This is a genomic window from Capnocytophaga cynodegmi DSM 19736 (assembly GCF_000379185.1).
In the GTDB taxonomy this organism is placed as follows: Bacteria; Bacteroidota; Bacteroidia; order Flavobacteriales; family Flavobacteriaceae; genus Capnocytophaga; species Capnocytophaga cynodegmi.
Genome location: NZ_KB900707.1, coordinates 43,562 through 65,025 on the forward strand (window position 1 = coordinate 43,562; position 21,464 = coordinate 65,025).

Genomic DNA, 21,464 nt, shown 5'->3' on the forward strand with positions numbered 1-21,464 from the left:
ACACAAAAATCAAGATACAATTTTGTAAATCAGGTATATTATTCCTGCACCAATTAAAACCAAAACGCAGCCACATCCTTTCAGAGTATCTTCAAAACAACCTTTAGCTCCATCTATTGTGTTGTCTATTGCATTATCTATCTGTTTGGATGTTTTCTCACTTTGCTTTCTCGATTCTATATCAGATGATGTCACCTGTATCTTCCCTGCTTTTTTACTAAACGACATTTTTAATATTTTTAAAATAAATTGTTTTACTATTTTTTATAATAAGATAACCCTATCCACTCCCAGATAAGGTTATCTATGGCTTTAGCCAATTTGGTCTGCTCGTAATGCTGATTTAAGGCTCCCCCAAATTGATGATACATCTATCCCATAAATTCGATAGAAAGCTGCAATAACATCAGCTCCTCCATTTACAAAAACAGGATTTGTAGCTAAACGTGTAGGAACATCAACAGACATTCCAGACTCTACACGGATTCCGTTTGAAAAAACGGTTCTCGTAACTGTTACTCTATATAACGGCATAATTAATTGGTTTATAAAGGGGATTCCCCTTTGGTTAATAATTCTTTATTCAATACATTGCAATATTTAGCATCAATTTATATGAAATTACTATATATATTTTTATCTTTTTATTTTATACATTAAATCTGCACAAGATTAATATAGCCAAATTAAAGGATAGCTTATCCAAAATTTTAGCAATTCCAGTCCCTTTTTGGGGTATTTTCACCAAAATTTTAGCAAAACTATCCCTTTCAACCGCTACATTTACCATAGTAAAAGGCAAACTAACTGTTGAAAGGGATATTATTACCTAACTTTCCGTTTGCGGGGTGGTTGGTGAGGGTTCTTGAGGGGGTGTTTGCTCCTTACTTCCTCTTTTAAAGTGTTTACGAAGCTCGGCAAGAATGGTTACTGCACTTGGAATATTCTGAGCAGCAAGGAATTTGATATATTTATAGTATAACAAACCTACTACATAATTGTCCGTATCTGCCAAAGTACGAGTATCTGTAAGCATCTCCAAAATACGATTTACTTTTCGTAAAGGCTCAGTCATTTGCGAACTAAGCCTGTAATCACGGTCAAATTCCGTCTTGTCAATCGTAGTTGGGATGGTATCAGGAGCTTGTTCCATATTCACTTTTACCTTTTCAATAAACATTTTGTTATAATCAGCGACATTTCCATACTGACGGCGTTCATCAGGTGTTAAATTAACCGCCTTCTTTTCAAGCACTTCAATAATTGCATTTAGTGCATCATCAATTTTCTTCATTTCTTCAGAAGAAAACTCCATTGAGATTAGATTATTTTTGTTCATTATGTAAAAATTTTAAAAATTAAATATCTAAAAACAAAAAAATCAGAAACAACAGCCTCCTAAGATGCTGTTATTTCTGATTTTTCAACAATATTCGTCTTGTAACAAAGACGAGTGTAATCTATTTAGTGTATAAGCTGTGCTGTGCTGTGCTGTGCTGTGCTGTGCTGTGCTGTGCTGTGCTAAGGCACGTACAAATATACTGATTTTATGTGAATTACACAAGTTTTCAGTCACTTTTTTCTGCATATTTTTATCTCCTTGAAGCAAAAATTTGATATTCTTCAAGGAGGTAAGAAAGTAGATACCGCTAAGTATGTACCTATATAATTTCATCGTAGTTGTAGTATTCTTTCAAGATGCAAAAATATATTAAAAAATTATAAAAGCAAACATTCTATACCATTTTTAACATCATAACGAACTACTATAAAAAGTCAATTATTAGCAATGTATTGCTAATTGATAATTGTTTTATACTTTTGTACAGAAAAGTTACTCGAAATGACAAAATCAAATGTTTATATATTAGCCATTGAATCTTCCTGTGATGACACTTCTGCTGCAGTACTTGAAAATGACAAAGTTCTTTCAAATATTGTTGCAAATCAGGAAGTACATAAACAATATGGCGGTGTTGTACCTGAATTAGCGTCACGGGCTCATCTTCAAAATATTGTACCTGTGGTAGATAATGCTCTGAAAAAGGTAGGTATCCCAAAAGAAAAGATTTCAGCCATAGCTTTCACTCAAGGTCCAGGGCTTATGGGGTCACTACTTGTGGGAACTTCATTTGCCAAATCGTTAGCAATGGGATTAGGTGTCCCCCTAATTGAAGTAAACCATATGCAGGGACATATTTTAGCCCACTTCATTGATGAGGGAAATCCAAAGCCTGAATTTCCTTTTTTAGCGATGACCATCAGTGGCGGACATACGCAAATTGTGAAGGTAAACAACTTCTTTTCAATGAAAATACTGGGAGAAACCCTTGATGATGCCGTAGGTGAAGCTTTTGATAAAACCGCGAAAATTCTTGGTCTGCCCTACCCTGGTGGCCCACTGATTGACAAATATGCAAAAGAAGGCAACCCAAAGGCATTCTCATTTTCGAAGCCACAAACCGAAGGGCTAAATTTTAGTTTTTCAGGACTTAAAACTGCTGTTTTGTACTTCATACAGAAGAAAACTCAGGAAAATCCAAACTTCATTGCTGAAAATCTTGCAGATATTTGTGCCTCTGTACAACACACCATTGTTGAAATTCTGATGACAAAACTACAAAAAGCCGTCAAACAAACAGGTATCAAACAAATTGCCATAGGTGGAGGAGTTTCAGCAAATTCAGGCATACGCAACGCACTACTCACTTTGGGAGAAAAATATGGATGGAAAACATATATTCCTGAATTTCAATATTGTACTGACAATGCCGCAATGGTTGGCATCGTAGGATATTACAAATTTTTAGAAAACCAATTCACTGACCAACAAACCACAGCCAAAGCACGACTTTCTCTTGAAAATTAATCACTTATAAAAACATAGAGGGATTTTCAGTTCATTAAAAATCCCTCTATACTAAAATTTACTTTTACTTTTTATAAACGTCCTTTTTCATCTTCATCAACTCCCTGTCCTTTGTATTTATTCTGAGTTGGATTAAATGTGTATTGTAAACCTATGTTAATTCCTCGATTATTTCCATCGAAAAAACGACGGTTTGTAATGTAAGAATTTTGCACAACAGTAGTAGCATTTGACATATTGAAGACATCTTGTGCCACCAAATACACCTGCAATGATTTATTAAAGAAAGTACGTGCAAGGGCTATCCCCGAAAAAATCGCAGATTTTTCACGATAAGTAACAGCCAAACTTCCTTTTGATTGATAATTTACATAAAAAAGACCTAACCAATTTTCTGATAATATAAATTGATTCATCATTTCAACAGCAAAAATAGGTTTGTTAGTATAAAAAACACCTTTAGTGAATTGCTTTCCGAAAGTAACGTCTAGCTTAGGCATCCACTTTCCGATTTTATGTTGTGCAGAAAGTACCATTTTAAGAGACTGAAAATCATCATAGTTACGAATTGTACGCTCAACTACATTCGGATTTGATGCCAACAAATTATAATCTTCATAGTAGGCATCTTTCATAAATGAATAAATAACTGAAGCTGAGATACTTTTGTAAGTTGCCAACAAACTAAATTCATCATCAAGTCGTGGACGCAAATCAGGATTTCCGCGATTGTACATAAATGGCGATTCATAAGCCGCATAATCGCTCAATTCGTAAAAGGCAGGTCGGCGGATTTTTTTGGTATAACTGATTGCCATTCTGGTTTTATCCCAAGGAAAAGAAAGCGACACATTAGGCAACCAATGCCCATAAGTTCGGCTTTTCACGTGGTCTTTTGTATGATTTTGGAAATACTCAAAATCAGCATATTCATAACGAACTCCTGTTTTTAGGTTCGCCTTCCCGATAGGTCGTGAAAAACTAACAAATCCCGATGAGCGAAGTTCTTTATTTTCAACGAGAGAAGTCGTTAGCACGTTGTCAGTGTAATTTTCATCGCGTGTAAGTGTACTAAATTCAGCACCATAGCTCAGTGTAGCTTTATTCAATTTTTGAGTGAAAGTAGTTTTGGTATGTAACCAATTGGCTTGAGCATTAGAATGAGTATGCACATTTTTTTGCGAATTTGCCAATAGATTTTTTTCTAAAATATTTGAAGTGTGGTCAGAATTTGCTATGGAATAATCCACGTCAGTATGAAGTTTGATTTTGTCGGAAAGTTGCCCTTCATAGTACGCATTAACTTCTATTTTTTTATCTTGGTTAAAGCGGTCGTAATGATTAAGTCCTTTACTGAAGAGCGTTGCATTTTGGAAAGTTTCCGTTTGTTGGTCGGTGAATGTATGCCCAGCAAACGGATTTACGTACGTCCACACGGTTGCCCCAACGGAATGTTTATCGTTAAACTCGTGATTTACACCAAGTTTTGCGTTTATATTCTTTCCGTTGTTTTTCTGTATATCTTCAGTACGTACTTTCCATTGATTTGTAGGTGTTTGCACAATGAGTTCTTGCCAATTATCATTACGCACTGCTTGACGAAAATTTACATTAATACTTCCAAAAATATCAGTTTTTCCCGTACGATAGTTCAGATTTGTTCCTAAGTATTGCCAAATTCCTTTTTTAAATTCATTGCCATTATAAATACTTCCGCTAAGCCCATCACCTTGTTTTTTCTTCAAGATGATACGAATGACAGCTCCCACATTGTTGTCGTACTCAGCACCAGGTTGAGTTTCCAACTCAATACTTTGAATATCTTGTGGAGAAAGTCGGTTAATTTCTTCAGTATTGTACACCCTTCGTTTGTTAATATAGAAAATAGGATTGCTTTTGCCAAACACATTGTAGCCACCACCTGTATAGGAAGTCGATACACCAGGCAAAAAGTTCAAAAGCATCTCCATTTTAGGCAAATCTTTCAGTGTAGAAGTAGAAATATCAGTAACGACAGCCGTTCCTTTCTGTTTCATAATAGGTTTTGAGACCGAAACAACTACCTCACCAAGTTCATTTATCGATTTTTGCAACAAAATTGTACCAAAATCAGTATTTTTCACTGAAATAGTTTGAGTTTTATACTCCAAATGCAATACTTTTAGTACTAAATTATCGTGTTTGGAGGTATTTATCAACTCAAAAATTCCTTCATCATTGCTAATCGCTCCTTTTACCAATGTAGAATCGGGCAGAGCTATCAAAATAATATTTGCATCGGGAATAACTCGTTTGGTTGTGGCATCAATAAGTTTTCCTTTGAATGTATTTTGTCCGAAAACTAACGAGCAAAATAATAGTAATGTGGTAAAGATGGTTAATTTTTTCATTTTTAATACTATTTAAATATTATAAATTAATTATTTTCAATTTTAACAAGCCCATTTTCAGTCATTTTAGCAACTCCTCCCCTACTAATGTCTATCCATTTATTGCTTCTGAACTCCAATACGGAAAGTTCTTCATCCGAACTTGTAATATGTTTTCCTTGAGGAAGATATAAAACAACTTCAATTCGTTGGTCTCTTATTTTTGGATTTTCGCCAAGTGAATACTTTTCAGGCAAAACAATTTTATTCTCCTCTATTTTCAAGTTGTATTTTATTTGTGAAGCTTTAGATTGAGCATCGGAAAGGTTTCTTCCTCTGGAATATTTCTTCAAAATGATATAAGATTCTTTTTCAGAAGTTTCCCCAATACGGAATCGAACAAAATCTCCTTTGGCAATAATTTCATTATCATCTTTTAAAATTGGACTACCAAAATTTAGTATATCATATTTGTAATATCTATAAGGCTGTTTTTCATACGATAACGAAATAGTATCAGATACGGCAAAAGGAATTCTTTCTTCAACAGAATCATAGGCTTGAAAATGTTTAAACGTATCAACACTCACGGTAATTACTCCCATTACCCCAAAAAAGAACAAAAAAACATTGAGTAAGATCCACACTTTAGATACTTGATAACCTTTTTTAGAAAATAATTTCAGACATAAAATCGAAATTACCAAAATAGGCAAAATAAATAGTGATGCTGCTGAAAAATAAGCAATCCAAAGCTGCCAATTTCCTTCTACAATAAATGAAAGATAATCCGTTAAGGTAAGTACACTGAAACCAACGCCCCAACCTGCAATACCTATCCCAAACAACGCCAAGAGTAGAGACAAAAGATTGAACAACAAAATGAGCAACACAAAACCAATAATAACATACAAAACGCCTTTGAAAAATCCGCGTATGATGCTCCAGATGCTAAAATCAGATTTTTTATACACAAATTCCATTTTCTGTTTTGGGGCGTTTTCCTGCGAAAAGTCACTTTCTGCATTAAAATCATCTTCAGTTAGATAATCATCTTCTTTTTCAAAAAAGGTTTTTCTTTTGTTCATTGACAACACCAGAAATACATAACATAAAATGAATACAAAAGTGAAAAAACCCTCAAATAAAGGAATAGTTGCCAATGTCAGTACCAAATAAGCAATACGTACGCCCGTTACATTCCAGCCATAATGTTTGCTAAGTCCTCCAAAAACTCCAAAGAGTTTTCGATTTTCAAGGCTTCGAGTGAGTTGCAAACCATTTCGCATTTTTATTTCCTTAATGGAAGAAATGGTATCAATATTTACTGCTTTTCCGCGCATTGCTAGTTTCTCTGCAGTGGTTTTTGCTGACGGAATTATCAGTGCCAAAAGCACATAAATTGCTAACCACGGAAAAAACACGACAATAGAATCTACCTTTGAAAAATAGAATATATGTCTGAAAATAAGTACGGAAAATGCAAACAAGCAAAGATAAGCAAAGCGCAACCACGTTTTTTCAATTGCTAAAAAATGCCCGAATCCTGCAAAAACACCCGCTAACAATTTGTTCTCCAAATCTCTGTATAGCCTCTTGTGTCGGAAAAATTCAACTATTCGGTTTTGTTTTTCATTAGCAGTAAATTTCGCTTCTTTTTGAGTTTCTTCTTCTAAGTCAACGTATTGTTCTGGTCGCCCTAGAACACTGATTAAATAATCAACATCTTGGTTTACAATCACTTCCCTACCCTTCATTTGAGCTTTGAGCAGTTCAGCCATTCGTTGTTCCACATCATAAATGATTTCGTTGGTATCAGAAGTATTTCCGAGTGATTTACGTACTTCGTTCAAATATCTTGAAAGTTCTTGATAGGCTTTATCTTCAATCAAAAATGAAAATCCGCCCAAACTGATATTATGTGTTTTGTCCATAACTAAATAATTTTATTAACCATTGTTTGTAGTTCTTGCCACGATTTCACGATTTCTTGCAGAAAAGTTGTGCCATTATCGGTCAGCACATAGTATTTTCGAGGTGGTCCCGAATTGGATTCTTTCCAATTATAGTCGAGTAATTTTTCATTCTTTAACCGTGTTAAAAGTGGGTAAAGTGTCCCCTCAACTACAATCATATCAGCAGATTTCAGAGCCTCAATAATATCCGAAACATATGCCTCTTTGTTTTTGCTGATTATGGAAAGAATACACATCTCCAAGATGCCTTTTCGCATCTGTGTTTTGGTTTTTTCTGTGTTAATTGTCTCCATATTATATAAGGTATTTTGTTAGGACAAATATATAACAATAAACAATACTATGCAATACATAGTACTAAAAAATTATTTATAAAAATATTAAAAATCTATTTTTCAGATAAATACATTACATAAAAAAATAAAACTAAAACACCTTTTCTTCTAAATCATATATTTTGAACATTGATTATCAAAAATATAATGATAATTTTTTCCAAAAAAGATTAATTATTTTAGGATAAATGGAGCTAAATTTTATGCTTTTCATTATGTAATTTGTTAAATCAAACTTCAAAATAAAACATAAAACACTGATTACAAACAATATAAAATTTTAACATAATAAAATTAAATCATTTTTTCTTGTTTGTTAAAAATATTTGTTTAGTTTTGCCCCCACTAATTTTAATTTTATATCAAAGATGAAAAAGATTATTTTATCATTAGCTGCAATTTTTGCATTTAGTGCTGTAAGTGCACAAGAGTTGGTTTCTTCTAAAGGTGAAGAATATCTACCAAAGGAAGGTGATTGGTCATTCGGTTTCAACGCCGGAAACGCTTTGAAATTCATTGGAAATGCTTTCAACAGTAACACTAACAATGAGTTTGGTGGTTCTGCTTTTGGCAAAAACAATACGGCTTTTGCTGTTCCTGGATTTGCTGAAGGATACTCTTTCTTAGGTAAAAAAATGACAAGTGATAACACTGCTGATCGTTACACTGCTAACTTCATTTTCAACTATTTAAAACCAAAAGACGTTGATGCTACAACAACTTTCGGTCTTGCAGTAGGATACGGAAAAGAGTGGAGAAAAGGTTCTACACGTTTGCAAGGGTTCTACGGAGCTGATGCTCTTTTAGGATTTGGAGTTCCTCAAAAAGATGCTTTCAGTTTTGCTATTGGTGCTCAAGGATTTGTAGGTGCTGAGTACTTCATCTTCCCTAAAGTTGCTTTAGGAGCTCAATACTCTTATGCTGTTGCTGTTAGCCACCAATCAAGCAAAGATGCAGCTGGAAACAAAACAAGCGTTTTTGGTTTTGGTTTCGGAGGCGAAAACGGAATTGGAGTAGCTTCATTGTTATTCAATGTTTACTTCTAAGATTTAAACAAAATGTAAATATAAAAAGGTCGGGTTATCCGACCTTTTTTAATTTATAATCAATATATTTACAATTTTATTCTACTTTTTTTTACTTTTGTAAGGTAATTCTTTTTGAAATGGGTATTGTTTTTCGGCAATCGGTTAAAAATATACTAATTACTTATCTTGGCTTTGCTTTCGGAGCCGTCAATACACTGTTTCTGTTCGTATACTTTCTTTCAAAAGAAGAATACGGACTGGTAGGCTATGTTACTTCAACAGCAACTATTCTATCACCTTTGGTAGCTTTTGGTGTGCATAATACTTTCATTCGGTTTTACTCTTCTTACAAAGAACCTCAAGAGCTTTCCAAGTTTAATTTTATGTTGTTTGTATTGCCTTTGTTAGCTATTGTTCCCTTTGGTTTTGTTGGAATTTTAACTTATGAACAAATTGTAAAATGGCTTTCTCAGAAGAATGAAGTCGTGGGTGATTATGTCGCTTTGATTTTCATCACTTCAATTACGATGGCTTATTTTGAAATTTGCTATTCGTGGGCAAGAGTTCAATTCAAAACCGTATTTGGGAACTTTCTGAAAGAAGTTTTTCAGCGTGTTGGTATCACGTTTCTTTTGATATTATTTTATTTCAAAATCATTGATTTCAAGCAATTTATGTATGGCGTTTTTGGAATATATCTATTGAGAATGATTTTTATGGCTCTATCTGCTTTTCGTGTAAAACGCCCTACTTTTTATTTCGGTTTGCCAGAAAATAGAAATGAAATTCTTAAATATAGTCTTTTTAGTATTTTATCGGGGTCAGTGGCAAGTTTGCTGATGGATATTGATAAATTTATGATTAACCAATATCTGCCTATTTCACAAATTGCTATTTACAATGTAGCCATTTTTACCGCAACGGTTATTGCTATCCCTTACAGAGCTATGTATCAGATTGTAAGTCCCTTAGTTGCCAAACTTCTTAACCAAAAAGAAACAATCCAGCTTAATGACTTGTACAAAAAAAGTACTATAAATATTTATTTAACAAGTGTTATTATTTTTATCCTAATAATTTCTAATGCAAAGCAATTTTACGAATTACTTCCTGATAAAGAATACGTTAACGGAATAGTTGTGTTAATTCTTATCTCTGTTGTTAAACTTTTTGATTCGTTAGTGGGCATCAACAATGCAATTTTGTTTAACTCCATTTACTACAGAACAATATTATATTTTGGCGTATTTTTAACCTTTTGCACCATTATTTTAAATATCTGGTTGATACCTATTTATGGCATTAATGGAGCTGGTTTTGCCACCTTGTGTGCTTTTTCTATTTACAATTTCTTAAAATTATCTTTTACATATAGTAAATTCAAATTAAGTCCTTTTTACAATGAAACTATGAAAATCACTCTCTTTGGAATAATCACAGTAATTAGTTTCTATTTTTGGGATTTTCCTTTCAATCCAATTTGGAATATTGTTCTAAAATCGCTGATAATTCTTGTTTTTTGTGGTATAATCCTTTGGAAATTTAAACTTTCGGAAGATTTGATAATCCTACTTGGTAAGATTAGGCATTGAAATAATTTTTTGAAATAAAAAAGACCTTGAACCGATAATAGCTCAAGGTCTTTTTTATAAACTAATGAAAAACAACTATTTTTTATTGTTCTTCAAATTTTCTTCTAAGAATGTATCTTGTTCCCAAAGGGTATGTAAAATACTTTCTTTGGCTCTATAACCGTGACTTTCAAGCGGAAGCAACACCATTCGCACGGGAGCTCCTAAATTTTTAAGAGCTTGGAAGTAACGTTCTGTCTGGAAAGTAAAAGTACCAGCATTATTGTCCGCTGCTCCGTGTATTAACAACAAAGGCTTTTTCATTTTGTGAGCGTTCATAAACGGAGACATTGTATTGTAAATCTCTGGAGAATCCCAGTAATTTCTTTGTTCGGACTGAAAACCGAAAGGTGTTAACGTACGATTGTAAGCTCCACTTCTGGCAATTCCACAAACAAATAAATCGGAGTGAGTCAATAGGTTAGCCGTCATAAATGCTCCGTAAGAATGGCCTCCCACAGCAACTCTTTTTCGGTCGATATATCCTAATTTATCTACAGCATCAATTGCAGCTTCTCCATTGGCTACCAATTGCTCAATAAAAGTGTCGTTAGGCTCTTGCGTACCTTCTCCCACTATCGGAAATGCAGCATCATCTAAAACTGCATAACCCTTTGTAACCCAATAAATAAACGACCCATAATGCGGATATGTAAATTCATTAGGATTGGCGGTACTTTGCCCTGCAGTATCCTTGCTTTTATATTCTCTCGGATATGCCCAGATAAGTAATGGTAATTTTTCTTTCTTCTTAAAATCATAATTTTTAGGAAGATAAAGCGTCCCACTAAGAGCTACACCATCTTTACGTTTGTAATTAATCACCTCTTTATGAACACCTTTAAGAGCTTCAAACGGATTTTTGAAAAATGTAAGTTGTGTTAGCTTATTGTTTTTATAATTTTTAATATAATAATTTGGGTATTCTGTTGGAGATTGCAAACTGATAAGCAAACTATTTTTCTTGGCATCTAAATCGTGAATATTTTCTTTTTGGTTTTTCACGTTGGAAGTGTATAAACGTTTCTTGTTCAACGTTTTCAAATCCAATTCATCAAGAAAAGGGAACTGCCCTTCTTTAGTGTATCCGTCACCTAACCAATATGTTTTCCTGTTTTCAATTTGAAGAACATATCTTCCCCATTTATTTTTAACCGTTTGTGGTACTCCAGGATTGTTGTAAACATCTTGATAATTTCGGTCAACAATTACCTTTTGTATGCCATTTTTAGGATTCAATAAAATTATCTTACTATTGCGAGTATCATACCAAGCCTCAGAAACCAAAACATTTTCTTCATCTCCCCAAGTAACTCCTTGAAAACGTTGCTTCATCTTCATCAGTGACGTCGGCGATTTCGTAAACGGAGCTTCCCAAACAAATAACTCATCACGAAAATCGGCTTTTTTATTTTGGTCTCCTCCATCTAAAGCCTCGACAAAATACAATGTGTGTGGCTTATCTGTACACCAAGTCATAGAGCGTTTGCCTTGATATGTTGATGAAAAACCTTTTGGCATATTTTCAATTAACGGCAAATTATTTACTTTGGCAATTTCTTTTCCTTGAACATCATAAACCTTTGATTCTCTTGGAAAACGACTATAAGGTACAATGTACGAAAAAGGTTTTTTAATCTCCGTTATCAGCAAATATTTTCCATCGGGAGAGAAACTCTCAGAAAGATACATTCCTGCTTCTTTAAAGGACGTTTGATTTCCATTCAAATCTATTTTTTTTAATTCAGAAGTAATTAAAACCTCAAAATTAAATTCATCAATTTTATTTTTCAGCAAATCTTGATACGTTCTATTTTGTGAAACTTGCCCACTTCCAACAGAAACAATAGGGCCTGTAGGGATACTTTTAGCTTCACTTTGCAACGCAGGACGATTTTCTACCAAAGTTTTGATAAGCAAAAAAGAGGCATCAGGCGACCAAGTATAAGGAGTTCCAAAATTAGCATTCAATAACGTATCACTTAAACGCTTAGCGGTAGCTGTTTCCAAATCAACCAACCAAAGTTCTAACCCCTTTTCTGTTGTATTTGTGAAAGATATTTTCTTCTCATCAGGAGAAAACATCACATAAGCTATCTTTGCATTTTCGGGTAAATTTTTAATCTGTTGAGCCTGTTTTGCCCCTACTTTTTGAATTCTCAGATTAGAAATATAGTTTAAGTTACTTGGAGTATTCACGTTAGGGTTCATTCTAAGTCCTCCTAAGCGAATTTCCTCTTGATTTAATTGTTCTAAACTAAGATACGTGGAGCGATAACTAAAAACCATCCACGTGCGCTGGTTGTTCATCATTACCGATGGAGCTCTTTCGAAATCAGCTAACTGCAAAATCTCCTCCGATGGTTTTTGGTACGTCAGATTTTCTTGTGCTGTTAAATATCCCATTGATGAAATGAGCATTAATGATAATATTTTTTTCATTTTTAGTTGAATTATTTTTTCCAATTTTTCAAAATATCTGAAGGAACTCCATCTTTATGAAGCATTATAGCTGTAGTTTTGTAGGTTACGAATGCTTTGGTAACGTACAAATACCCTTGATGGTCGTTACTTACTCCCCACGAATTTTTGACGATGTAATACTCTCTTCCATTTTGGTCTTTAGCAAGTCCAACGATGTGCATTGCGTGGTCATCGGTAGTTTCATAATTATCAAACGCTTTCTGACGCATTTCTTTAGTGATGCTTCTTTCCTTTGTTGGAGGATTATCAAACAATGTTTTTTGTTCCTCCATTGTCATTTCTTCCCAATGCTTTTCAGGAACAAATGCAACACCATTTTTCCAACTGAAATAACGCTCACTAACATCTGAAGCCCAAGCTATTGTAAATCCTTTTTTAAGAGCATTATCAATAACTTTCACAAAATCAGTCATTTCAACATTATATGCTTGATCAAAGCTCCAGTTATCTGGAACAGCCATCAGTACGTTTTTGTACTTTGGTTCGTGTTCGTACGAAAGCATTTCAACATAATCGTTAGGATTAATTCCTACCACTTCTTTAGCAAAAGATTGGGGTGTATATTTTTTATTTCCGAACAAAAATGTTTCAGGAATTTCTCCTAAATAGGCATCAATAGCAGCAGTGAAAGCTTTTTCCCAATTGGGAGTTAGCTTTTTAATATTAGGTCGCTTAACCAATCCTTCCAAAAATCCTTTTAAAGCTGCTTGCATTTCTGAAAAATTGTTACGAGTAGTTCCGTAATTCAATCCAGTGTAAATATACTGAGGAACAGCCCCATACTTAGCATACATATTGATAATATCGTGCAACTCTCCTCCATCGCCATAATCCAAATTTCCGTGAAAACGAACATATTGTTTTGCTTTTTCAATGTAGGTGTTTCTGGCAGTATAAATCTCAGCCAAATCCACAGGTTTTTTACCCATACGGCTCATTTCACTTTCCAAAAAAGATGCACCAGCATAGCTCCAACAGGTACCACTGCTCCCTTGGTCTTTCACTTCCATTCTTTCGAGATTAATTACAGGAGTAAACTTAAATCCTGCTTTTTCACTTTGGTTTCCAGCCACTGCGTTAATCAAATTGTCTTGCCCCGAAACCATAAAAAAAGTTCCGAAAGCAATAAATAATGCTATTCTTTTCATCTTGAAAACTTAATTTATTTTTATTCCACAAATATAAATGATAATATTGGAAAATCTGAATAAAATCATAACAAAATAAATATTTTTTCATTAACAACTTGCATTCATATTTTTATTTATATTTGCATTTCACATATTTTAATAGAATATTATTATGTTTAAACATTTTTTAACCCTTGAATGGAAAGCTTTTACGCGTTCAGCAACCTTTGGGAGAAGCCTTGCTTTGAAGATTTTTATCGCTTTCATAGCTATTTACTTCCTAAGTATGGCTTTATTTGTAGGAATTACTATTTATCCAATTTTGAAAGAAATCTTCCCAAAACAAGAACCAATATATATTTTTAATAACTTTATTGCCATTTGGTTTTTGTGGGAATTGATTATCCGTTTTATGTTTCAATCATTACCTGTTATGGATATTAAACCATTACTAACAAATAACATACAACGAAGTAAAATCATTCATTATCTACTTCTAAAAACCATTTTACATCCTTTTAATTTGTTTGCACCTTTAATTTTTGTTCCGTTTGGAATACGGATAATTACCTCAAATGATTATTCTTTCTTAACAATTTTTTGTTGGTGGGTTGCAATGTTTTCATTCGTTTTTTTAGCGAACTTTACAAATTTCATCTTAATTAAAAAATTTGGCGAAAACCTAAAAGGCTTACTTCCTTATGCAGTAAGCATTGTTATTTTTATCTTTTTAGAATACTTTGAAATATTTAGCATTACAAAATTCATTGGGCAATCATTCAATTTATTATTGAACTATCCTTTTTTAGTTATTATTCCAATAGTATTAACCATAGGAATTTACATTCTGAATTTCAATAGTTTATCTAAGAATTTATATCTTGATTCAACTTTCAGAGGGAAAACTCAAAAAATAAACACATCTGATTTTCAATGGTTAAAACGATTCGGAAACATAGCAACATTTTTGCAACTTGATTTAAAGCTCATTTGGCGTAACAAACGAAGTAAATCTGTTTTTTGGACATCAATAATCTTTATTTTTTATGGATTGATTTTCTATCCAAATCCCTCTTTTGAAAATATGCCTTTCTTTTTGGTTTTTGTTGGAATATTCACAACTGGAGTATTTTTAATTAACTTCGGGCAATTTGTACCTGCTTGGGATAGTGCTTATTACCCAATGCTGATGGCACAAAACATTTCACTAAGGCAGTATTTAAATTCAAAAGCAGTATTATTTTATTTCTCAATTATTGTTTTGTTTATTATTTCAACGCCTTACATCTATTTCGGGAAACATATCTTTATAATCAACACATCTTGTGCTATTTATAATATAGGAATTGGAGTTCCTTCTGTTCTTTTTTTAGGAGCTTATAACAAAAAACGTATTGATTTGGAAAAACGTGGTTTCGGAAATTATCAGGGTATGGGAATAACACAGTGGATTATTTCTTTGCCTATATTACTCATTCCTATTATCTTATGGTCAATAGTATATTATTTTTTTAATGATATGATTGCTTCTACAGTTATTGCATTAATAGGAATTATGGGTTTCATTCTCAGAAACTATTTTATGAATATTATCGTAAAGAAATATAAATCAAGAAAATACATTACCATAAACGGATTTAAAGAAAATCAGTAAATCAACTTTTTCAATTATCAACTCAAAAATCTTATAAAATATGATTGAAGTAAAAAATCTTAGCAAAGTATATGGCAGCACAACAGTACTCAATATTCCTAATCTGATTATCAACAAAGGGGAAAGTTTTGGTCTTGTTGGAAATAATGGTGCTGGAAAAACAACTTTTTTTAGCTTACTACTTGACCTTATTCACCCCACAACAGGAAATATAACAAATAATGAAATTCAGGTTGATACCAGCGAAAATTGGAAAACTTTTACCTCAGCCTTTATTGATGAAAGTTTTCTAATCGGATATTTAACCGCAGAAGAATATTTTTATTTCATAGGAGAACTTCGTGGACAAAACAAAGCAGACATCAATAATCACATACAGAAATATAGTGACTTTTTCAATGATGAAATTTTAGGAAAACAAAAATATCTGAGAGATTTATCTAAAGGAAATCAAAAAAAAGTAGGAATCATTGCTGCTCTCATCGGGAACCCCAAAGTTATTATTCTTGATGAGCCTTTTGCTAATCTAGACCCAACAACTCAAATTCGTTTAAAGAAAATAATCAAAGAGCTGACTGAAAATAAAGAAATTACAATTTTAATTTCAAGTCACGACTTGCTACATACAGTAGAAGTTTCAGACCGAATTGTAGCTCTAAACAAAGGAATAATCGTTAAAGACATTCAAACCTCAGAAGAAACTCTAAAAGAATTAGAACTTTTTTTCAAAATTGATTAAAAGAAAAAACACCTACAAAATAAAAGTTTGTAGGTGTTTTTTCTTTTAATCAAATAAAATTGCTTTTTATTCGTTTTCTGCTTTCTCTTCTGATTTTTCAACAGGTTTCTCAGCTGGTTTTTCAACTTTCTGAATTTCAGCAGCAACCTCAAACGGAAAATCAACAACAACTTCTCTGTGTAAACGAATAGAAGCTGTATATTTCCCTGTTCTTTTAATTGTATTACCAGCAATTGTGATAAATTTTTTATCGATGTTATGCCCTGCTTTCGATAATTCTTGTGCTAAATCAGAACTATTGATTGAACCAAATAATTTATCTCCTGCTCCTACCTTTGCAATGATTTTCATTGTTAAAGCACCTAATGATTTAGCTACTTTTTTAGCCTCATCAACTATATGTTGTTCTTTGTAAGCTCTCTGTTTTAAATTCTCAGCCAACACTTTTTTAGCCGATGGAGTAGCTAAAATTGCAAATCCTTGTGGTATCAAGTAGTTACGAGCGTAACCATTTTTTACTGTTACAACATCGTCTTTAAAACCTAAGTTTTGTACATCTTGTTTTAATATAATTTCCATAGTATCTACTCCTTTTTATTATTTTAATAAATCTGCTACGTAAGGCATTAAAGCTAAGTGACGTGCTCTCTTCACAGCCACAGCCACTTTGCGTTGATATTTCAAAGAAGTACCTGTAAGTCTTCTTGGTAATAACTTACCTTGCTCATTCACAAATTTCAACAAGAAATCAGCATCTTTGTAATCAATGTATTTGATTCCTGACTTCTTAAAACGACAATATTTTTTTTGTTTTGAAGTATCTATATTCAGTGGAGTTAAATATTTAATTTCTCCATCTTTTTTTCCTTTTGCTTGTTGTTCGATTGACATTTCCTTACGCCTTTTTAGTGTTCAACTTTACTCTTCTTTTTTCAGCCCACGCAATAGCGTGTTTGTCTAATTTCACTGTTAAATAACGCATAACACGCTCGTCACGTCTGAATTCCAATTCAAATGCATCAATAACTTCACCAGCTACTTTAAATTCAAACAAGTGATAAAAACCACTTTTTTTGTTTTGGATAGGGTAAGCTAATTTTTTCAAGCCCCAATTCTCTTTTGCCACAAATTCTGCCCCCCTAGCTGTAAGAAAATTCTCAAACTTCTCTACTGCTTCCTTTATCTGTTGTTCAGATAAAACGGGATTCAAAATGAAAACAGTTTCGTAATGATTCATAAGTTTATTATTATATATTAAAAATTCGAGGTGCAAAAGTAATACTTTTTTCTTAATCTACAAAGTTTTCTGTTGCTTTATCTGCTTTTTCCAAAAATCATATACTTAATAATTTCTTTTTCGTGAGAATCGTATTCCAACAAAAATCTATCTATCAACAACTTATCTTCTTCTTTAATTCGCTTAGAAATATTTTTGAATGGTTTTTGAAATTGCCCTGATAATGCTCCTTTACAGATGATTGACAATGATTTTTCGGTAATTCCCCACTTTTCAATAAATACCTCCAGAAAATCATAATGCACCAACTGATGCTCATCATCAACCATACCAAGATATTTTTTCACTAATGGAAAATATTTCTCATCTTCCAATCCTAATCCGAAAACGGCATAAGAACTTGGCATACAACTTTTTTCACCTTCCTCAACATCTTCATACCATTCAAACTCTTTCATTGCTACTTGAGCATAGGACTCCAATTTTGGAAACAGCTCAGCAAATTGAAGTGCTTGTGCAAAAAATCGGTGTGTGGCAGACTTGGCAAGCCCCTTAATTGGTAAAAATTTCTTCTCTCCTTTAGAAGAAAATTTGATGTAGTAACTCGCTACAAATCCTCCTTTTAATAAATTAATCAAAAAATTAAGTGCTTTATCGTAACTTTCAGCTGTTTCATTTTTTAGTTTAATTTCTACTTGTGCAAACACGTCATTAGCTTTACATTCCAAGTCTGTGCCCTTGAAATGAATGAGTGAATCGGGAAGCGTTCCTGTTCCTTTTTTGAGATACATTTGGGCTTTTTTCGAACCAAAATCTTTAGCTGCACGTTGTAACTCTTTTTGAGCAAACTGAGTGTAGCCATCTTTGTATTTTATCTGTAAATAAGACTGATAAACATAGAGTTCTAATTTATTTTCATCTACGTTTTCAAGTGAAAAATCTTTTTTCAATACGTATTCTTTCATCCAATAATTACCCACTACATCACAATACAAGGGTAAAAACTCCTTTTCTGACCATTCTCTTAAATTAAAAATAACGCTACTCTTGAAATCAGAAAAAATAGCTTTATTATCAACAAATTGCATCGTTTCGAATAATCTTTCAATCATTGTTATTGCTTCAGTTTCCGAATATTCCATCAAACCAAAATCAGTTAAATGTTCGCAGAGAACTCTAGCTTCACGTTCACTTTTGACCTTTATCTTTTGATCAAAAACCAACTCTTTAATATAATTTTTCATTACATTTTGAAGTTCTTTTTTGCGATTAATATCTTCAAAATAGAAAGTTTCGGAATAAATTCGGTCAGTTAAAAGTAAAGGATTTCCGTTTGCATCATTCATTTTGCTTTCAAAGTCCAAAATCAATCTTAATTTATACCGAAAAAGAGGCTGATTTGTTGAATCCAAGAAAAAATGTTGTACCTTTTCCATAATTTCTTTTGCAATAAAAGCAAAATCTACTTTAAAAATATTTTCCAATTGAGGAATTTTCAATTTATGTTCATAAGAGTCCCAACTAAAATCATAAAGTGAGAATTTTACTTCGCTTTTTAAAACTGAAATTCGCAAATAATCAAAATATCCCTCTTGAATACAACACTTTGAATATGGTTTTTCACCTTTGTATTGATTCTTCTTTGTTTCGAAGACAAATTTCACACCTTCAAATATTTGCTTTACAATATTTTTTTGTTGTTCTTGGTTCATAAAATTTTAATTTTTAAGATAAACTACTTTTTTAGTTTCAAAAAACTCTTCTGAAAAAAAGTTAGAAATTTCATACAATTGTATATTTTTAAAAGAAGCTAATTCTTCAGTTAAATCACCTCCTTTCAAGTACAAAATTCCATTATCTAGCGAGTGTTTTGAACTTTTCTTTATTTTCCCTCTCACCCACTTCACGAATTCTGGCATTTGTGTCACAGCCCTACTTACGATGAAATCAAATTTTTTGTCAATTTGTTCTACACGACTATTAATTGCAGTAACATTATTAATATCAAGTTCTTTGCAAACTTCCTCTACTACTTTTATTTTTTTTCCGATGGAATCCACCAAAGTAAATTTTGTTTGTGGGAATAAAATTGCTAAAGGAACACCAGGAAAACCGCCTCCTGTACCAACATCAAGTATTTCACTATCAGCAAGAAAAGAAACTACTTTTGCAATTGCCAATGAATGTAAAACGTGCCGTTCATAGAAAGAGTCCATATCTTTTCTGGAAATCACGTTAATTTTAGCATTCCATTGCTCATACACAGGTTTTAATTTTTCAAATTGCGAAATTTGTTTCTCAGTTAAATTATTGAAATATTTGTTGATACACTCCATTTAATTTTATTTTTAAAAGAAAAGTAAGTAGTAATTATTTTAATTTTTCTGACTTTCTACATTTAGGAATTATTTCTGTAAAAATTAATCGCAAAAGTATTAATTTTTCGATAGTTTTTTAAACAAACACTTTAAAAATTTACGTAACTTTGCCACTCACAGACTAACATTTTGAATTATGCAACAATTTTTATCCGACCGAATTAACAATATGGAAACCTCTGCCACGTTAGCTATGGCAGCAAAAACTCGTGAATTGAAATCACAAGGAAAAGACATTATCGGGCTAAGTTTAGGTGAGCCTGATTTCAACATTCCTGATTTTATTAAAGAAGCCGCTATTGAGGCAATTAATCAAAATTTCAGTAAATATTCCCCCGTAGATGGATACGCTGATTTAAAAGAAGCTATATGTGAGAAATTCAAACGCGATAACAATCTAATTTACAAACCCTCACAAATCAGTGTTTCAACTGGAGCAAAACAATGTTTGGCAAATGTAGCCTTGGTAATGATAAATAATGGTGATGAAGTGATTTTTCCCGCACCTTATTGGGTAAGTTACAAAGATATCGTAAAAATTGCAGAGGGTGTTCCAGTCGAAGTTCATACAACCATTGAGAATGATTTTAAAATAACTCCAAAACAGCTCGAGGCAGCCATCACTCCAAAAACAAAAATGGTATGGTTCAATTCTCCTTGTAACCCAAGCGGTTCCGTGTATAATCGAGAAGAATTAGAAGGTTTAGCAAAAGTACTTCGGAAATATCCAAATATTTTTATCCTTTCCGATGAAATCTACGAACATATCAACTTCACAGGAAATTATACAAGTTTTGCCGAAATTGATGGAATGTACAACAGAACTATCACCGTTAATGGTGTTTCAAAAGCGTTTGCTATGACGGGGTGGCGTATTGGATATATCGGTGCTCCTGAGTGGATTGCCAAAGCCTGTACCAAAATGCAAGGACAGATTACCAGTGGCGCGAATTCCATCGCTCAACGAGCTACGATTGCTGCTGTAAAAGCCCCCGTGAGCAAAATTCAATATATGATTGATGAATTTAAAAAGCGTCGTGATTTAATTCTGGATTTACTAAGTGAAGTGAAAGGATTTAAACTAAACGTTCCTGAAGGAGCTTTCTACGTTTTTCCTGATATTTCTTATTTCTTTGGTAAAACATTACGTGGAAAGACCATCAATACTGCCTCTGATTTTTCACTTTATCTATTGGAAGAGGCGGGTGTAGCAACTGTTACAGGTGAAGCTTTTGGAGATGACAAATGCATACGGATTTCGTACGCTGCTTCCGAAAAAGAAATTCGTGAGGCGATAAAACGAATCAAAGAGGTTTGTAACTAGCTAAAAAATCCTAATAATCAATATGATTTAAAAATATAAAATTGATTTGTTTCTATCTTTAGAAAAGAAAAGTAATTAAAAATTTGTATTTTAAAAAAGTTGTGCTATATTTGCACCCGCAATTAAGCACTAAGGGTTCTTAGCTCAGCTGGTTCAGAGCATCTGCCTTACAAGCAGAGGGTCACTGGTTCGAATCCAGTAGGACCCACTTAGTCAAATTTTTTCATATCATTGGGGTTCTTAGCTCAGCTGGTTCAGAGCATCTGCCTTACAAGCAGAGGGTCACTGGTTCGAATCCAGTAGGACCCAC

The 21,464-nt window shown here is 32.9% G+C and carries 20 protein-coding genes and 2 tRNA genes; 8 read left to right on the forward strand and 14 right to left on the reverse strand.

Going from position 1 to position 21,464, the window contains the following annotated elements; genetic code table 11:
- Positions 1–9 precede the first annotated feature (9 nt).
- The 4 genes from YW9_RS0103500 to YW9_RS0103520 form a co-directional block, all read right to left on the reverse strand.
- Positions 10–228 (reverse strand): hypothetical protein, encoded by a 219-nt coding sequence (locus YW9_RS0103500; protein WP_018278802.1) that lies wholly within the window; start codon positions 226–228, stop codon positions 10–12.
- 84 nt (positions 229–312) lie between these two features.
- Positions 313–534 (reverse strand): DUF6140 family protein, encoded by a 222-nt coding sequence (locus YW9_RS0103505; protein WP_026193781.1) that lies wholly within the window; start codon positions 532–534, stop codon positions 313–315.
- Positions 535–829: 295 nt separating this feature from the next.
- The gene (locus YW9_RS0103515) at positions 830–1,339 is read right to left on the reverse strand and encodes a hypothetical protein (RefSeq protein WP_018278805.1); all 510 of its coding nucleotides are present in this window, start codon (positions 1,337–1,339) and stop codon (positions 830–832) included.
- An 84-nt stretch (positions 1,340–1,423) separates the two neighbouring features.
- Positions 1,424–1,588, reverse strand: a complete 165-nt coding sequence (locus YW9_RS0103520; protein WP_218915119.1) for a hypothetical protein — start codon at positions 1,586–1,588, stop codon at positions 1,424–1,426.
- A 255-nt stretch (positions 1,589–1,843) separates the two neighbouring features.
- On the opposite strand from YW9_RS0103520, the gene tsaD reads away from it, so the two are divergent.
- The gene (gene tsaD, locus YW9_RS0103525) at positions 1,844–2,869 is read left to right on the forward strand and encodes a tRNA (adenosine(37)-N6)-threonylcarbamoyltransferase complex transferase subunit TsaD (RefSeq protein ID WP_018278807.1); all 1,026 of its coding nucleotides are present in this window, start codon (positions 1,844–1,846) and stop codon (positions 2,867–2,869) included.
- Positions 2,870–2,940: 71 nt separating this feature from the next.
- Here the strand turns inward: tsaD and YW9_RS0103530 are convergent, their stop codons facing one another.
- Genes YW9_RS0103530 through YW9_RS0103540 form a run of 3 tightly spaced genes read right to left on the reverse strand, consistent with a single transcriptional unit; the run spans position 2,941 to position 7,507 of the window.
- Entirely contained in the window at positions 2,941–5,259 is a 2,319-nt protein-coding gene (locus tag YW9_RS0103530; protein WP_018278808.1) for an outer membrane beta-barrel family protein, read from the reverse strand.
- Between the two features lie 26 nt (positions 5,260–5,285).
- Complete coding sequence (locus YW9_RS13015) at positions 5,286–7,172, reverse strand: PspC domain-containing protein (protein ID WP_018278809.1); 1,887 nt, start codon at positions 7,170–7,172, stop codon at positions 5,286–5,288.
- Positions 7,173–7,174: 2 nt separating this feature from the next.
- Positions 7,175–7,507, reverse strand: coding sequence for a PadR family transcriptional regulator (locus YW9_RS0103540; RefSeq protein WP_018278810.1), 333 nt, complete (start codon positions 7,505–7,507; stop codon positions 7,175–7,177).
- A 410-nt stretch (positions 7,508–7,917) separates the two neighbouring features.
- On the opposite strand from YW9_RS0103540, the gene YW9_RS0103545 reads away from it, so the two are divergent.
- On the forward strand, positions 7,918–8,595 hold the full coding sequence (locus YW9_RS0103545; protein WP_018278811.1) for a hypothetical protein: 678 nt from the start codon (positions 7,918–7,920) through the stop codon (positions 8,593–8,595).
- Between the two features lie 119 nt (positions 8,596–8,714).
- Positions 8,715–10,169 (forward strand): lipopolysaccharide biosynthesis protein, encoded by a 1,455-nt coding sequence (locus tag YW9_RS0103550; RefSeq protein ID WP_018278812.1) that lies wholly within the window; start codon positions 8,715–8,717, stop codon positions 10,167–10,169.
- 75 nt (positions 10,170–10,244) lie between these two features.
- On the opposite strand, the gene YW9_RS0103555 is transcribed toward YW9_RS0103550, so the two are convergent.
- Positions 10,245–12,650, reverse strand: coding sequence for an alpha/beta hydrolase family protein (locus YW9_RS0103555; RefSeq protein WP_026193782.1), 2,406 nt, complete (start codon positions 12,648–12,650; stop codon positions 10,245–10,247).
- Positions 12,651–12,661: 11 nt separating this feature from the next.
- Positions 12,662–13,840: a C1 family peptidase gene (locus YW9_RS0103560; protein WP_018278814.1), complete on the reverse strand. Its 1,179-nt coding sequence runs from the start codon at positions 13,838–13,840 to the stop codon at positions 12,662–12,664.
- 154 nt (positions 13,841–13,994) lie between these two features.
- Here YW9_RS0103560 and YW9_RS0103565 point away from each other — a divergent pair, with 154 nt between their 5' ends.
- Positions 13,995–15,476 (forward strand): DUF5687 family protein, encoded by a 1,482-nt coding sequence (locus YW9_RS0103565; RefSeq protein WP_018278815.1) that lies wholly within the window; start codon positions 13,995–13,997, stop codon positions 15,474–15,476.
- Positions 15,477–15,516: 40 nt separating this feature from the next.
- A complete protein-coding gene (locus tag YW9_RS0103570) occupies positions 15,517–16,215 on the forward strand; it encodes an ABC transporter ATP-binding protein (protein ID WP_018278816.1) in 699 nt (232 codons plus the stop codon).
- Between the two features lie 66 nt (positions 16,216–16,281).
- On the opposite strand, the gene rplI is transcribed toward YW9_RS0103570, so the two are convergent.
- From rplI to rsmG, 5 genes are all read right to left on the reverse strand, one after another.
- On the reverse strand, positions 16,282–16,794 hold the full coding sequence (gene rplI, locus YW9_RS0103575; RefSeq protein WP_018278817.1) for a 50S ribosomal protein L9: 513 nt from the start codon (positions 16,792–16,794) through the stop codon (positions 16,282–16,284).
- 18 nt (positions 16,795–16,812) lie between these two features.
- Entirely contained in the window at positions 16,813–17,106 is a 294-nt protein-coding gene (gene rpsR, locus YW9_RS0103580; protein ID WP_018278818.1) for a 30S ribosomal protein S18, read from the reverse strand.
- Between the two features lie 4 nt (positions 17,107–17,110).
- Entirely contained in the window at positions 17,111–17,452 is a 342-nt protein-coding gene (rpsF, locus tag YW9_RS0103585) for a 30S ribosomal protein S6 (RefSeq protein ID WP_018278819.1), read from the reverse strand.
- Positions 17,453–17,529: 77 nt separating this feature from the next.
- On the reverse strand, positions 17,530–19,164 hold the full coding sequence (locus YW9_RS0103590) for a DUF6138 family protein (RefSeq protein WP_018278820.1): 1,635 nt from the start codon (positions 19,162–19,164) through the stop codon (positions 17,530–17,532).
- A 6-nt stretch (positions 19,165–19,170) separates the two neighbouring features.
- Entirely contained in the window at positions 19,171–19,788 is a 618-nt protein-coding gene (gene rsmG / locus YW9_RS0103595) for a 16S rRNA (guanine(527)-N(7))-methyltransferase RsmG (protein WP_018278821.1), read from the reverse strand.
- Positions 19,789–19,966: 178 nt separating this feature from the next.
- Here rsmG and YW9_RS0103600 point away from each other — a divergent pair, with 178 nt between their 5' ends.
- From YW9_RS0103600 to YW9_RS0103610, 3 genes are all read left to right on the forward strand, one after another.
- Positions 19,967–21,154, forward strand: coding sequence for a pyridoxal phosphate-dependent aminotransferase (locus YW9_RS0103600; protein WP_018278822.1), 1,188 nt, complete (start codon positions 19,967–19,969; stop codon positions 21,152–21,154).
- A 133-nt stretch (positions 21,155–21,287) separates the two neighbouring features.
- A tRNA-Val gene (locus tag YW9_RS0103605) sits at positions 21,288–21,362 on the forward strand.
- A gap of 26 nt (positions 21,363–21,388) precedes the next feature.
- Positions 21,389–21,463, forward strand: a tRNA-Val gene (locus tag YW9_RS0103610).
- Position 21,464 lies beyond the last annotated feature (1 nt).

Coding starts and splice junctions, on each gene's coding strand:
- tsaD (WP_018278807.1), top strand. CDS start 1,844: ATGACAAAATCAAATGTTTATATATTAGCCATTGAATCTTCCTGTGAT.
- YW9_RS0103555 (WP_026193782.1), bottom strand. CDS start 12,650: ATGAAAAAAATATTATCATTAATGCTCATTTCATCAATGGGATATTTA.
- YW9_RS0103530 (WP_018278808.1), bottom strand. CDS start 5,259: ATGAAAAAATTAACCATCTTTACCACATTACTATTATTTTGCTCGTTA.
- YW9_RS0103520 (WP_218915119.1), bottom strand. CDS start 1,588: ATGCAGAAAAAAGTGACTGAAAACTTGTGTAATTCACATAAAATCAGT.
- YW9_RS0103505 (WP_026193781.1), bottom strand. CDS start 534: ATGCCGTTATATAGAGTAACAGTTACGAGAACCGTTTTTTCAAACGGA.
- YW9_RS0103500 (WP_018278802.1), bottom strand. CDS start 228: ATGTCGTTTAGTAAAAAAGCAGGGAAGATACAGGTGACATCATCTGAT.
- YW9_RS0103560 (WP_018278814.1), bottom strand. CDS start 13,840: ATGAAAAGAATAGCATTATTTATTGCTTTCGGAACTTTTTTTATGGTT.
- rpsF (WP_018278819.1), bottom strand. CDS start 17,452: ATGAATCATTACGAAACTGTTTTCATTTTGAATCCCGTTTTATCTGAA.
- rplI (WP_018278817.1), bottom strand. CDS start 16,794: ATGGAAATTATATTAAAACAAGATGTACAAAACTTAGGTTTTAAAGAC.
- YW9_RS0103565 (WP_018278815.1), top strand. CDS start 13,995: ATGTTTAAACATTTTTTAACCCTTGAATGGAAAGCTTTTACGCGTTCA.
- YW9_RS0103515 (WP_018278805.1), bottom strand. CDS start 1,339: ATGAACAAAAATAATCTAATCTCAATGGAGTTTTCTTCTGAAGAAATG.
- YW9_RS0103570 (WP_018278816.1), top strand. CDS start 15,517: ATGATTGAAGTAAAAAATCTTAGCAAAGTATATGGCAGCACAACAGTA.
- YW9_RS0103590 (WP_018278820.1), bottom strand. CDS start 19,164: ATGAACCAAGAACAACAAAAAAATATTGTAAAGCAAATATTTGAAGGT.
- YW9_RS0103540 (WP_018278810.1), bottom strand. CDS start 7,507: ATGGAGACAATTAACACAGAAAAAACCAAAACACAGATGCGAAAAGGC.
- rsmG (WP_018278821.1), bottom strand. CDS start 19,788: ATGGAGTGTATCAACAAATATTTCAATAATTTAACTGAGAAACAAATT.
- YW9_RS13015 (WP_018278809.1), bottom strand. CDS start 7,172: ATGGACAAAACACATAATATCAGTTTGGGCGGATTTTCATTTTTGATT.
- YW9_RS0103600 (WP_018278822.1), top strand. CDS start 19,967: ATGCAACAATTTTTATCCGACCGAATTAACAATATGGAAACCTCTGCC.
- YW9_RS0103545 (WP_018278811.1), top strand. CDS start 7,918: ATGAAAAAGATTATTTTATCATTAGCTGCAATTTTTGCATTTAGTGCT.
- rpsR (WP_018278818.1), bottom strand. CDS start 17,106: ATGTCAATCGAACAACAAGCAAAAGGAAAAAAAGATGGAGAAATTAAA.
- YW9_RS0103550 (WP_018278812.1), top strand. CDS start 8,715: ATGGGTATTGTTTTTCGGCAATCGGTTAAAAATATACTAATTACTTAT.